The 12,500-nt window shown below is 69.0% G+C and carries 16 protein-coding genes and 1 pseudogene; 14 read left to right on the top strand and 3 right to left on the bottom strand.

All coding sequences use genetic code 11. The annotated features are described in order from the left end of the window. Positions 1-17: 17 nt before the first annotated feature. Positions 18-164, bottom strand: coding sequence for a hypothetical protein (locus tag WMF22_RS44735; RefSeq protein ID WP_438032198.1), 147 nt, complete (start codon positions 162-164; stop codon positions 18-20). 515 nt (positions 165-679) lie between these two features. On the opposite strand from WMF22_RS44735, the gene istA reads away from it, so the two are divergent. Both istA and WMF22_RS44745 read left to right on the top strand, forming a co-directional pair. Beyond that, positions 680-2,167 carry an IS21 family transposase gene (gene istA / locus WMF22_RS44740; RefSeq protein ID WP_438032199.1) on the top strand — a complete coding sequence of 496 codons (1,488 nt, stop codon included), beginning with the start codon at positions 680-682 and terminating at the stop codon, positions 2,165-2,167. Continuing rightward, entirely contained in the window at positions 2,164-2,925 is a 762-nt protein-coding gene (locus WMF22_RS44745; protein WP_438032200.1) for an ATP-binding protein, read from the top strand. The genes istA and WMF22_RS44745 overlap by 4 nt, the downstream gene beginning before the upstream one ends. A 44-nt stretch (positions 2,926-2,969) precedes the next feature. Here the strand turns inward: WMF22_RS44745 and WMF22_RS44750 are convergent, their stop codons facing one another. Continuing rightward, positions 2,970-3,236 carry a hypothetical protein gene (locus WMF22_RS44750; protein WP_438033676.1) on the bottom strand — a complete coding sequence of 89 codons (267 nt, stop codon included), beginning with the start codon at positions 3,234-3,236 and terminating at the stop codon, positions 2,970-2,972. A gap of 112 nt (positions 3,237-3,348) precedes the next feature. Then, positions 3,349-4,125: a hypothetical protein gene (locus tag WMF22_RS44755; protein WP_438033677.1), complete on the bottom strand. Its 777-nt coding sequence runs from the start codon at positions 4,123-4,125 to the stop codon at positions 3,349-3,351. Positions 4,126-4,479: 354 nt separating this feature from the next. Here WMF22_RS44755 and WMF22_RS44760 point away from each other — a divergent pair, with 354 nt between their 5' ends. The 12 genes and pseudogenes from WMF22_RS44760 (at position 4,480) to WMF22_RS44815 (ending at position 12,435) form a co-directional block, all read left to right on the top strand. Continuing rightward, positions 4,480-4,629 (top strand): hypothetical protein, encoded by a 150-nt coding sequence (locus tag WMF22_RS44760; RefSeq protein ID WP_438033678.1) that lies wholly within the window; start codon positions 4,480-4,482, stop codon positions 4,627-4,629. Next, positions 4,626-4,976 (top strand): hypothetical protein, encoded by a 351-nt coding sequence (locus WMF22_RS44765; protein WP_438033679.1) that lies wholly within the window; start codon positions 4,626-4,628, stop codon positions 4,974-4,976. Before WMF22_RS44760 ends, WMF22_RS44765 begins: the two co-directional genes overlap by 4 nt. Positions 4,977-5,055: 79 nt before the next feature. Further along, the gene (locus WMF22_RS44770) at positions 5,056-5,604 is read left to right on the top strand and encodes a JAB domain-containing protein (RefSeq protein ID WP_438033680.1); all 549 of its coding nucleotides are present in this window, start codon (positions 5,056-5,058) and stop codon (positions 5,602-5,604) included. A gap of 161 nt (positions 5,605-5,765) precedes the next feature. Next, positions 5,766-6,053 carry a hypothetical protein gene (locus tag WMF22_RS44775; protein WP_438033681.1) on the top strand — a complete coding sequence of 96 codons (288 nt, stop codon included), beginning with the start codon at positions 5,766-5,768 and terminating at the stop codon, positions 6,051-6,053. After that, entirely contained in the window at positions 6,037-6,780 is a 744-nt protein-coding gene (locus WMF22_RS44780) for a hypothetical protein (protein WP_438033682.1), read from the top strand. The genes WMF22_RS44775 and WMF22_RS44780 overlap by 17 nt, the downstream gene beginning before the upstream one ends. A 118-nt stretch (positions 6,781-6,898) precedes the next feature. Beyond that, positions 6,899-7,837, top strand: a complete 939-nt coding sequence (locus WMF22_RS44785) for a hypothetical protein (RefSeq protein WP_438033683.1) — start codon at positions 6,899-6,901, stop codon at positions 7,835-7,837. Between the two features lie 159 nt (positions 7,838-7,996). Beyond that, complete coding sequence (locus WMF22_RS44790; protein WP_438033684.1) at positions 7,997-9,085, top strand: AAA family ATPase; 1,089 nt, start codon at positions 7,997-7,999, stop codon at positions 9,083-9,085. A gap of 9 nt (positions 9,086-9,094) precedes the next feature. Next, complete coding sequence (locus WMF22_RS44795; protein WP_438033685.1) at positions 9,095-10,264, top strand: vWA domain-containing protein; 1,170 nt, start codon at positions 9,095-9,097, stop codon at positions 10,262-10,264. A gap of 93 nt (positions 10,265-10,357) precedes the next feature. Continuing rightward, positions 10,358-10,653 (top strand): annotated as a pseudogene (locus WMF22_RS44800) (DUF6573 family protein). 611 nt (positions 10,654-11,264) lie between these two features. After that, the gene (locus WMF22_RS44805) at positions 11,265-11,744 is read left to right on the top strand and encodes an RNA polymerase sigma factor (RefSeq protein WP_438033686.1); all 480 of its coding nucleotides are present in this window, start codon (positions 11,265-11,267) and stop codon (positions 11,742-11,744) included. Next, entirely contained in the window at positions 11,741-12,157 is a 417-nt protein-coding gene (locus WMF22_RS44810; RefSeq protein WP_438033687.1) for a hypothetical protein, read from the top strand. Before WMF22_RS44805 ends, WMF22_RS44810 begins: the two co-directional genes overlap by 4 nt. Before the next feature lie 98 nt (positions 12,158-12,255). Continuing rightward, positions 12,256-12,435 (top strand): hypothetical protein, encoded by a 180-nt coding sequence (locus tag WMF22_RS44815; protein WP_438033688.1) that lies wholly within the window; start codon positions 12,256-12,258, stop codon positions 12,433-12,435. Positions 12,436-12,500: the final 65 nt, after the last annotated feature.

Consider the following 12,500-nt stretch of genomic DNA (forward strand, 5'->3'; position numbering starts at 1 on the left):
CCCATGATCGGCGGCGTTCACCGTTCACCGCCGGTCCCCACGCCGATCTGGGCCACGCTCGCCTCCGCGGCGTAGACGTTACGCCCGCCGAAAAGTCGAAGGCCCGAGGGCTGCCACCCTCGGGCCTTCTGGAGCTCCGCGTTGCCGGAGTCCCCCACCTTCATCACAAGCCGGGCTCCAGGTCCAGAAAGCGGCGTCATGGAGCCCGTTGCCTTCGTCCGCCTACCGCCTCGCCCACTGCGCCCGCTGCCGCGTCCAGCTTCGCCTCTGCCGTCGCTGCGATCGCGGCCAGCGCCTCTGCCCCGACTGCCGCCCGCTCCAGCGTCGTGAGTCGCTCCGCCGCGCCGGCGCGGCCTACCAGACGCAGCTTCGCGCTCGCCGCCTCCATGCCGCTCGCCAGGCCCGGTATCGGGACCGGCAGCGGGACAAGTTCTCCGCGCAGAAAGTGACGCATCACAGGGTGACACAAGCCGCGGCCGCGTCGATGTCCCAGCTCGCGCCGGAGATCACCCCCGGCCGAAAGGACAACAATGACGATTGGATCCGAGATGTCGGCCGCTGCTCGCTCTGCGGAGCGCGGCTTCCGCCCTGGGCCCTGCGCGAGCGGCGCGCTCGGTCAGCTGTTCACCGACGCGCTCCCCGCGTCCCACGAAGCCCTCCGCGGTGACGGGAGGCGGCGGTGATCGCGAAAGAGAAGGAGGCCGAGGTGCTGCGCCTCTACCACGGTGAGAAGTGGCCCGTGGGCACCATTGCCGCTCAGCTCGGGCTGCACCACACCACCGTTCAGCGCGTGCTCGGGCAAGCGGGCGTCGACCCGAAGGTCGTCGCGCCGCGCCCGTCGATGGTCGACCCGTTCGTGCCCTTCATCGTCGAGCAGCTCGGCAAGTATCCCTCGCTGCGCTCGAGTCGCCTCTTCGGCATGCTCAAGGAGCGCGGCTATCCGGGCGGTCCCGATCATCTGCGCCGAGTGATCGGTCGTCTCCGCCCCAAGAAGCCGGCAGAGGCATTCCAGCGGCTGCGCACGCTGCCCGGCGAGCAAGCGCAGGTCGACTGGGCGCACTTCGGCAAGCTGGCTGTCGGCCGGGCGCTGCGCCCGCTCTGGGCGTTCGTCATGGTGCTCAGCTACTCGCGGCGGATCTTCCTGCGCTTCTTCCCCAGCGCAGCGATGCCCTTCTTCGTTCGCGGGCACGTCGAGGCGTTCGCCGACATCGACGGCGTCCCGCGCGTGCTGCTCTACGACAACCTCAAGAGCGCTGTCGTGGAGCGTCACGGCGACGCGATCCGGTTCCACCCCATGCTCCTGGCTCTGTCGGCGCACTACCGCTTCGAGCCGCGCCCCGTCGCCGTCGCTCGCGGCAACGAGAAGGGCCGCGTCGAGCGCGCCATCCGCTACGTCCGCGAGGCATTCTTCGAGGCCCGGACCTATACCGATCTCGACGACCTCAACCGACAAGCGACCGAGTGGACCAGCTCCGCAGCGCTCGATCGCTCCTGGGTCGAGGACCGCGCCCGCACCGTGCGGCAGGCCTTCGACGACGAGAGCCGTGTGCTGCTCGGGCACCCCGACACGCCGTTTCCAGCCCATGAGCGCGTCGAGGTCGAGATCGGAAAGACCCCCTACGCGCGTTTCGATCTCAACGACTATTCTGTTCCCCACGACCGGACGAGCCGCACGCTCGTCGTCCTCGCCGACCTCGAACAGGTGCGCATCGCTGACGGCAACGAGATCGTCGCGACCCATGTCCGCTCGTGGGACCGCGGCCAGCAGATCGAGCAACCCGAGCACATCCAGCGCCTGGTCGACGAGAAGCGCCGCGCCCGCGAGCATCGCGGCCTCGATCGCCTCGCCCGCGCCGCCCGCAGCAGCCAGGCATTCCTGCGCATCCTCGCCGAGCGCGGAGACAACGTCGGCAGCGCCATCGCCCGGCTTCTGCACCTGCTCGACGCCGTCGGCGCCGCCGAGCTCGAAGAGGCGCTCGTCGAGGTGCTCGAGCGCGACACCATTCACGTCGGCGCCGTGCGCCAGGTGATCGACCGCCGGCGCTCCGAGCGCCACCTGCCGCCTCCAGTCTCGATCCCCGTCACGCGCGGCCAGCACGCCGCCCTCGTCGTCACGCCGCATTCGCTCGCCACCTACGACGCCCTGAAGAAGGACCCGACGCCATGACCGATCTAACGCCCACCGAGACCAAGGCCCGCCTGAAAAGCCTCGGCCTGTTTGGTCTGCTGGCCTGCTGGGAGGAGCTCGCCGAAAAGCCCTGGCTTCGCGAGGTGCTCGCCATTGAGGAGCGCGAGCGCCAAAAACGCAGCCTCGATCGCCGCCTCAAAAACTCCCGCGTAGCCGCCTTCAAGCCCATGGCGGACTTCGACTGGTCCTGGCCCAAGAAAATCGACCGCGAGGCCGTCGACGACCTCTTCGCTCCCGGCTTCCTCGCCACCGGCCACAACGCCGTGCTCGTCGGCCCCAACGGCGTCGGCAAGACCATGATCCTCAAGAACGTCGCCCACCAGGCCGTCGTCCGCGGTCACACGGTCCGCTTCTCGACCGCGAGCGACATGCTTGCCGACCTCGCCGCGCAGGAGTCCTCGGCCGCGCTCGCGCGCCGGCTGCACCGCTACACGGTTCCAGCCCTTCTTTGCATCGATGAAGTCGGCTATCTCTCCTACGATGGCCGCTACGCCGACCTGCTATTCGAGGTCGTCACCCGTCGCTACGACGCGCAGAAGCCGATCCTGCTCAGTACGAACAAGGCCTTCTCCGACTGGGGCCAGGTCTTTCCGCACGCCGCCTGCGTCGTTACGCTCGTCGACCGGCTCGTGCACCGGGCCGAGGTGATCGAGATCGAGGCCGAGAGCTACCGGCTCAAGGAAGCCAAGGAGCTGAGTGCCATCCGCACCAAGCAGCGCCGCACCAAAAAGCACTGAGCGGCCTCTTCACCGGTGAACTTCACCGGCGTCGGGTGCGGGTTTCACCGGCACCGGGCGCGGATTTCACCGGTGAACTTCACCGAATCTCCGCGGATTGCCGCGATCATCAACACCGCTTTCGCCATGCGCCCCGCGAACCGCGTCACCCGCTCGAAGGACGGTGCGAACCCCGGGTGCTTCCCGCCCTTGCGCTCGTGCAGCACGCCGGCGTAGCAGGACTTGCGCTGCGCACCCCAGAGCTCGCAACCGTCGCAGCCCATCGTCGGGTTCACGGTGTCGTCGCACCACTGGATGCCAGTGCCCTGCATGTGCTGCTTCCGGTTCTACGTGCGGGCGGTGGCCGTGGTGCCACCTGGTCCACAAAGTCGAGACGTCTCCACGATCCGGCGGGCCGACTTCGAGCACCCTCCGCGAGCGTGGCTACTCTGCCGCCGTGGCGTGCGCATCGGCTCCCGCGTCGTTCTGCGCCTCGGCTTGCGCATCATCAGCTCCGGACGCCAGCCAGGCGCCTATCTGTGTGCGCAGCTTGCTTACGCGCTCGATGAACGCTTGATGCTGCGCGAGCGCCTGCTCGTACTTCGACCGGAGCTCGGGCGAGGGCGGCGCGCTGTCCAGCGCGGGCAACACCTCGGCCTCGAGCAGTTCCACCCGATCGGTCCAGGTCTCTAACGTCGTCTGAAGGCCGCGAAGGGCGTGCTCCGCGTCGGGCGGCGACGGCTGTTTCCTCGACGCCTTCGACGCTGCGGGAGCGAGACGCCGCTTCAGGTCGCGCACCGAGAGTCCCTCGGTAAGGACGGCCTCGATGTAGTCGTTGCGCTTCTTCGCGCTGGTGACCGTCGCGAGGAGCTGCAAGTGCGAGAAGCTGATCGGGAGCCCGGTCACGCTCTTCCGCCGAAGGAGCTCGGAAAGCTCTCTCGACGACCAGCACTCGGCGACCTTCGCGTGCCGGTAGAGCAGCGTCTTGTCGAAGCCCAGCGCGCGGGCCAGCTGCTCGACGCCGCGTTGCCCGTACTTGTTGGGCTCTTTCTGGATGGCGTTCACCAGGGCGCCCAGCCGATGCCTGACCTTCGCGTCTTCGGCTCCTGTAGACGCGAGCTCTCTGCGAATGTTGTCGCACTCCTTGCGGAGCGCCGAGGTCATCTTCTGGAGCGCGCGCTCCGCACGGCTCGGCATCGGTTCGGGGTCATCCTTTCGCATCGCTTGGCTCCTTGCCGGGGGAATACCTCAGGCGCGGCCATCCGGGTCGTGTCTCGTGGCCATGGCGCACGGTCCGCCGCGGGACCGTCGGGCGCAAATACTTGGAATTACAAGGGATAATAGTGATGAAGGAGGTCTCCGCTCGAGAGATTCACGTCCATGAAGAACCACAAGCTCCTCGTGAAAGTGCTGCGCATCACCGCGGCGGTCCTCGCGATGGCCGCGCAGGTGCTCCTCGCCTGCGTGGGCTAGTCGCCCATGTTGCCCCTGTCCACCGCGACCCTTCGCCCGGGCCGCCTTTCAGATTCCGTCCATATCGAACCGCGCCCTAATCGGCGCTCAGGAGAGATCCCCATGTCCCAGAACAACGAGAACGCCGCGTCCGCTGTCTCCTCCTACGTCATCCGCGTGTTCGCGAACGAGTCCGTGAAGAAGGGCGCCGCCGCCGCGGTCGCCGGCCTCCTGGTCGCGGCCGTGTCGGAGGCGATCTGGCCGTCGCGGTGAGCGAGCTGATCGGCGAGGCCCTGCTGGAGCTGCTCCGGCACAGTCTGCCCCGGCGCGTGCCACAGGCTGCGGAGATGCTCGACTGGCTCCGGGAGGCGGCAACCCCGCCTCCAGGTGTCGAGCTCTTCAGCGCCGACGGCGCAGCGTTCACCGGCATCCTGATCGTCGACCGGAACCGGCCGATCTTGATGCTCGCCGCACGACAGAGCCCGGCGCCGCGCATCCACATGGGCCCGTCCGTGCCGCCCAGCACGCCGCGCTACGGTTCGCCGTACGGCCAGCGCTCCCTGTTCGACGAGGACGACGAGTCCTACTGGCGCGACGGCCATGCCGGCTGGCCGCGATGAGGCTGGCCTCGGGGCTCAGCGCCCAGGCGTGCCGCTCGGGGGCGCCCTGGCCGCGCCTGAGGACGAGCTGCTCCGCACCGTGCTGCGCAGCCGGCGCATCGCGGACCGGCTCGCCCGGGCCGCAGGCGGCTGGAGAGACCTGAGCGAGCACGAACTGGAGCAGCTCGGGCTCAGGGGGGCCCAGCGCGGCGCCGTCCTGGCGTTGCAGCAGCTCGTCCGTAGCGGCTACCCCTCGCTGCCGAAGCACAAGTTCTCCTGCTCGGCGGACATTGCCCGCATCTACGCCGACCGGCTGGGCGGGCTCGTTCACGAGGTGATGCTCGGCATCGCGCTCAACGGTCGCAACGAGTTCATGGCCGAGCTCGAAGTGGCACGGGGCGGGAGGCACGGCGCCGCGCTCACCGTCGCCGACGCGCTGCGGCCGGTCATCCGTACCGGCGCCAGCGCGTTCGTCCTCGTGCACAACCACCCGGGCGGGGATCCGATGCCCAGCCCCGAGGACATCGCGCTCACGACGGCGATGAAGAGGGCTGCTGACCTCGTGAGCATTCCTCTGGTCGACCACATCATCATTGGAGGTCGCGGCGGAGGATTCAGCTCCATGCTCGACCTCTGCATCATTCAGTAAGAAGACTGCCGACAGAACGTAGCGACTGCATCGTCGAGCCGCGCTGGTCGACAGCCGCGCTGACGATTCATCACATTACAAGGTCACACCCCTCAGGGCGCCCGCTGGCACGAGCTCTCGTGCTCCGGGCGCCTTTCCGTTTTCGAAGAAAGGAACATCTCATGCGCGTCAACGGTCGTACGCTCCGCCCCTCGACCCTGGCCGAGCGCCGTCTGCTCTTGTCGCTCGGCACCGCCTCCCTGCGCGTGCCGCGCAGCATGAATCCATTCGCCGTCGCTCGGCGGCTGCGCCGCGCCGCACTGGGCAACAGCCCAGATCACGACTTCGCCCGCGACCTGGTGAAGGCGAAGAAGCGGCCCGACCAGCTTCCGGTGCCCTCGCCGGACCTGGATCTTCCGGAGCCGACGAACCCCGACGAGGGCGAGATCGTCCATGGCCGGGCGGCGTAGCGGCCTGGCAGGGCTGGAGCGCGTTCTTCGCGCGCTCGAGCCCGGGTCGCACAACATCGAGGATTACGTCGCCGAGCACGACGAGGAGCTCGCGGTGCTGCTCGGCGTCGACGCCAGCGAGCTCCGGGCGCTCGCCGGTCAACTCGATGAAGAGGCGGCTCCACGGGTTCGCTCGCTCCTCCAGCACCGAGCTGAAGCCCGCACGCTGCGTCATCAGGTTGCCCGTCGCGATGCCGTCTTGGCGGCAGCGCAGCGGCTTGCCATGACGGCAGTCTGGCGGGAAAGCACGGCGCTGCTCGAGTCGAACGTCCTCCTCGGCGACCTGCTCGCGGATGTGACGATCCAGCACATCAGCCTGGTGAGCCGTATCTTCGCGATACATCTGCCCCGCAAGAAGCTGGTCGAGGTCGCAGAGGTTCTTCCGAGGCAGTTCGCTGATCTGGTGAGCTGGGTGGACCGAACCGGACTCCACTTTCGATGGCGCCAGGGGCGTGGCGGGCTGAACCTCTACTCGCAGGTGGTGCCAGCCAGCGAGTCCGACCAGGTCCTCAACGTCAGCATCCCGGCGCCTGCCATTAAGAAGCACCCGCCGGCGCCGGCGTCAGCTTCCCCGGGACGTCGCATCCAAGACGCCCCACGCCCGAATCGCACGAACGCAGCGCCAGCCGCTCCTCGCAGCGCGGGATGGCTCGCCGAGGCGCTCACTGAAGCTGCGTTCTCGGCTTAGCAATCCCCGCGGTCCCTCGCTCTCTGGTGGACCGCTGCTCTGGGCAGCGTGCGGTTCGATCCGCACAGCGCCCGCTCCCCTCCTCAACACACGCTCTCTACGACAAGGAGTCTACGCCATGAACAGCGCACCGGCGACGCTCGAGCGCGCCCAGCGGCGGCTCGCCGCCGCGGGGGGTCGCCACATCGGCGATCTCATCTCCTGGAACACCGACCGGATCGATGTGACGCGCGAGGCAGCTCGTCGCGTCTTCGCGACCGAGGGGCTCGGCCACCTCATCCCGGATATGGAACCGGCCACTGCGCTCTCGCGGGCCGCAGCTGAGGTGAAGCGCCCGGCCGGCATCTTCGTTCGACCCTTCGCGCGGCCCAAGGGCGACACGAGCGCCGCGGTCGGCGTCTACGTGCAGAAGACCCGCGAGGGCGAGGCCGGCGACGAGTACGTCTGCGGCGCTCGCAGCCGGGTCGACCGGCACACGGGCACCATCGTGGGTCTGCCGCCCGATGGCGCGCCCTCGATCGCCGAGGCCCTCGCACACGCCGAGGCCATGGCCGCACACGGAAACCACCTCGTCGCGCACGCCGAGACGCGGGACATCTCCTTCGCTATGGTGGCTACGGCCAAGGCGCTCTCCGGCGTGCCGCTGCGGGACCGAGGCGGGTTCTACCTGCTGCCGCCGTCCACCTGCGGTGCCTGGCTCCGGCTCCGGCCGGGGCTCGAGCAGCTCGGCGTGAAACCGATCCGGATCGAGATGCACGACGCGCCTGACAACGTCGCGGTCGCCAGGGCGGCGGCGCAGGGCGCGCTGGAGGCGGACGTCGCGGAGCTCATCGCCGACCTCGACAAGGCGGCGTCCGAGGGCATGCGCCAGAACGCGCTCGCGCGGCGGGTCGAGCTCTGCAAGGAGCTCACGGCCAAGGCGGAGCTCTACCGCGGCGTCCTCGCTGGTGTCGCTGACCGGATCACGGCGCGGGTCAAAGAGCTCCAGCACAGCTTCCAGCTCCAGCTCGATGGCGGTGATGGCGTGTCGTTCACCATCCCCGTGGTCAACGACTGAGGGAGCCGGGATTGCCCGAAGGGGAAACGCCTCGCCGTGGGTGACACCGCGGCGAGGCACCGGCGCAGCATGCCCGCTGCGCAGACACATGAGGTGATGATGAAGTCCACGACCAACAACTCGGTTGATATGACCTCTGTGCGGCACAGGTTCCGGACCGTGCGCGACAGCTTGCTTGCCACTTTCCGGGAGCGCGAGAACGCCGTCGAATGCATCCTGCTCGCTGCCCTCTCGGGCAATCACGCGCTGCTGCTCGGCCCTCCGGGTACGGCGAAGAGCGCCATGTTCTTCGGGTTCCTGTCGTGTTTTCCCGACGCGCGGAAGTTCCAAACGCTGGTGACCAAGTTCGGGACAGAGGACGAGTATTTCGGGCCGGTGAAGCTCAGCGCCCTGAAGAACGACCTGTGGGAGCGCAACCTCGACGGCCGGCTGGCCGGGGTCGAGTGCGCCTTCCTCGACGAGGTGTTCAAGGGGTCCGACTCGGTGCTCAACGCCTTCCTGTCAGCGATGAACGAGCGGCTCTACAAGGGGCGGCCCATCCCGCTGCGGATGCTGGTTGGTGCCTCGAACGAGCTGCCCGAGGAGGAGAACCTGGCGGCGGTCTACGACCGCTTCCTGCTGCGGGACCTGGTCGAGTACGTGCGGGCGGACGCGACCTGGGTGCAGCTCGTCGCGACGCCGCCGGCCTACACGGCCTCGGTCCAGATCAAGCTCATCGAATGGGATGCGGCGCGGGCGGACGTCGGCTGCGTGATGCTGCCCGAGCGCATCGTGCAGGAGCTCCTCCGGATCCGGAACGAGCTCAAGGCCAACGGGATCGTCGTCTCCGACCGGCGCTGGATCGCACTCACCCGCGTGCTCCGGGCAGCCGCCTGGCTCGACGACTGCGCCGAGGCCGAGCTGGACCACCTCGCCGTGCTCCGGTACGGGCTCTGGCAGAAGCCGGACGATCGCGCGCGGGTCGTGGCCGTGCTCGATACGGTGGACAGGAGCGCGGTGGCGAAGGCGATCACCGTCGTGGACGAAGCCCTGCGCGCCTACGCCCACCGGCCCACGGAGGCGGCGGCCTACCTGGAGGCGCTCCCGAAGCTCGCTGCCGAGATTACTGACGCGGCGAAGCGGGTGCAGGAGCAGCTCAAGGAGGGCGTGTCCCGCCGGGCGCAGGCGCGCATTCAGCCGAAGCTCGCCGAGCTGAAGAAGGTCCACGACGCGCTCAAGGCCGATCTGTCGAGGCGCTACGCCCTGTAGGAGGTCGCGATGGGGACCTTCCTCCAGGCTCGGCGCGCCCACCGCGCCGTGGCGGTCGCAGCGGACCAGGACGCCGCGATCGCCGGGGACCTCTGGAACGCCATCGTCGGGGCGGGCAGCGAGCCGCTCGCCGGCTCCTTTGCCGAGGCGGTGCAGGACACCGCGCCGGTGGAGCACGCCGCGCTGCTCGCGTCCGATGACGTGGCGGCGGCGTACGCCTTCGAGCGGCTGTGGGGCTGCCTTCCGACCCTGCCCCCAAAGGCGTCGCCCTTCGAGCTGCGCGGCGTCGCCCGGGAGAAGTGGGCAGCCTTCGATGCGCAGGCCCGGCGCACCGAGCAACTTGCCGGGGGGTTCGGCTGGGACGTCAGCGCGGCGTGGAGCCACGCCCGCGACGTCGAGCTTGCCCACGGGGACCTCCACCAGGTCGAGCGCATCGCTCGCCTCGCTGGGCGCATGTACGCAGCGCTGCGAGGGGCCCGGGCCAGCCGGGTCCACGGCGTGCCCGCAGAGGTCTATTCGGTTGAGCAGGGCAACGACGTGTCCCGTCTGCTGCCGGCCGAGCAGGTGCTGCTCATGGAGCCCGTCCTGGAGACGGTCGTCCTGGAGCGGATCGCCTCTCGGCGGGCAGCCCAGTACGCCGTGCGTGGCGAAGCGATGAAGTCGAAGGGACCGCTCGTGATCGCGCTCGACGAGTCCGGGAGCATGCACGCGGCGCGGAACGAGTGGGCGAAAGCCGCGACCGTCGCGCTCTGCCGCGTCGCCTTCGATGAGAAGCGGCCGGTCGTCGTGGTCCACTACTCGACCTCCACCGTGGTCCAGGCCATCAAGCCCGGCGACACGGAGGCCGTGCTGCGGATGGTGCGCCACTTCCTCGGCGGGGGAACAGCCATCGGCCTCGCGCTCGGCATGGCCGTGCAGCAGGTCCGGCAGCTCGCCCAGCGGGGCCATCAGGGCGCCGACATCATCCTCGTCACCGACGGCGTGGACGGGGACCAGGCGGCTCAGGAAGCGGCGCTCGGCGAGGGCCTGGCGCTCGGGGTGCGGCTCTGGACTGTGGCCATCGAGTGCGAGGTGGCCGAGACCTCACCGCTCCGGGCCAAGGCCACGCACTACGTGCGCCTCGACGGCGCAGAGCTCGTGAAGGGCGAAAGCGTCTCTCTCCTGGCCGGCGCCACGTAACCCCGACCGGAGGAAAACAAGATGCCGGACAACGACGAGCTCGAGTTCATCGAGGCGTACACGCGCGCCCAGGCCATCGCGGATGGCACCCTGATGGACGTGACGTCAACGGCGCAGGAGATGGGGATCACGCTTCCCGTCGCCGTGACGCACTCCGTCTGGAACTGCTACGTCGTGCTGACTCCGGCTGCACTGCGCGCCCGCAACGACGAGCGTGGCCGATTGTGGGATGTGCGGCCCTGCGCGCACCGGAAGCGAACGAGATCATCTTCTCGCTGTACGTGGTCACCGACTCCACGAAGCCCTCGCTGGTGCAGCTCAAGGCGGTATGCGGTCCCGGCGACAACGCCGAGTCTGTGATCACCATCATGCTGCCAGAAGAGGATTAAAACTACGCAGCTTCGGGCTGGTCCCGAAGCTGCATTCCTACCGCCCCTGCAAGCTCTCGCGTGCTGCCCACTCTTCCCCTGACACAGCAGCGCGCTAATCGCAGTCTGAAGTAGTGCAGCCCGCGGCGACTGCAATCGCCCGGGCTGCGTGGCCGAAACCTCATCGTCCGAGGTCCCGACATGCTGATCGTAATCCGCCTGCTATCCGCGGGCCAAGGGGGCCGCGCGCCTTCGCGGCGGCGCCCTCGTTTCCATCCGCCATTCCTGACCGACGCCGAACCGAGGCGGCTCCATGCGCCGCCCCGCAACCTGCCGGGGCTGTACGGCTCCCGCTCCTGTCCGTCCGGAGTCATCGGCGTTCGCGTCCGAGGCATCCGGCACCCCGCCGCCGACCCGCGCCGCTCGTCGCCAGCCATGGCCAGGCGGGCGGCCCAGGAGGCCGGCGCCCCGGTACCCGGCCGGTTGAGCGCGCCCGGGATTGCCGACTGCGACCGGAACTCCGAGAGGGGTAGGTGAGCCGCGGGCGGAACGGGGCCCACCGCGCACCTGCCTCGCTACATCCCCCGGCCCGACCGAGCATCGCGGTAGTCATGGCGGAGCGGCCCTTCATCGTGGCCACGCTCATCTCCTGCGGCGTCCCGGCGCGCGACAGCGCCGACGTCGCGCAGGCGGTCGTCCTGGGCGCCTGGAAGGCCATCGAGGCGGGCCGGTATCGTCCCGACCCTGCCGCGAACGCTCGGCAGGTACTTCGCCGGTGGCTCCGCGGTGTCGCTTGGCGGCAGGCGACGCACTACCTCGAGAGCGCGTACGTGCGTCATGAGGTTCTGCACCACGAGCCGCTCGGTCCTCTGCGCCACGTCGTGGGTCTGAATCTCGAGGCGCAACTCCAGGCGCGTGCCGAGATGGAGGCGCTCCTCGCGCTCTGGCAGATGCCGCTCTGGGCGCGCGAGGTGCTCGCCCTGGCGGCACTGGGTCATGAGGGCACCGAGATCGCGAGCGTGCTGCACCTGCACCGCGGAACCGCTGTCAGCCGGCTCCGCCGGGCTCGCAAGCTGCTCGCGCGGATGCGTAAGCGAAACGGGGGCCGATGAACCTCAACGATCCCAAGCACCGCATGAGTGTCACGTTCCCCGGTAAGCCAGTTACACGGTGCGTATCTCCCCACGACATCGAGGCCTACTTGGAGTCAAAGGGATACCAGTCGGTGCTCTCGGTAGAGTGCGACTGGCCCAGGGACATCCCCTACCCCTGGTTGCCGCCCAGGTGGTCGGATCCGCGTGCCCCGCCGATCCACATCCAGCCACACATAGTGCGGGGAACACGGCTGTGCTCGCAGCCGCTGGAGAAGATCATCGAGGCCATCGCGCACAACGAGGGACGCACGCCCCGCGAGGTGCTGCGCGAGAGCGCCGTGCACTTTCAGCTGGAGAACGGCGAGAAGCTTCCTCCGCCCCGCCATCACGACGCACACCGTGCACTCTGTTCTGAAGGCAATCCACCATGACAGAGACTCGCCAGTACCCGGCGGACGACGACACATGGGACGGCCATACCTAACGCCCGCCACCGAACGGATCCATCCGACTCGACGACGCCAGCTACATGCGCAAGTGGATCACGGCGCTTCGGGAGCAAGTGGACCAGGGGCTCAGCGCGGCCGAAGATGCCACGCGCCCCGTCCAAGAGCGCGTTCTCTCCCGACACGAGGCGCGCCGCCGCATCGAGAAGGCGACGGAGAGCATCTACAACCTGCTCGACGCTGCGGAGCGCGGCCTCCCCTGACGACCGCAGACGCAAGGGCGCCCGCCTGCGCAGCCCCTGTCTGCTGCGGCGCGCTCTTCTGTCTC

Source organism: Sorangium sp. So ce204, from assembly GCF_051526795.1.
Classification (GTDB): domain Bacteria; phylum Myxococcota_A; class Polyangia; order Polyangiales; family Polyangiaceae; genus Sorangium; species Sorangium cellulosum_B.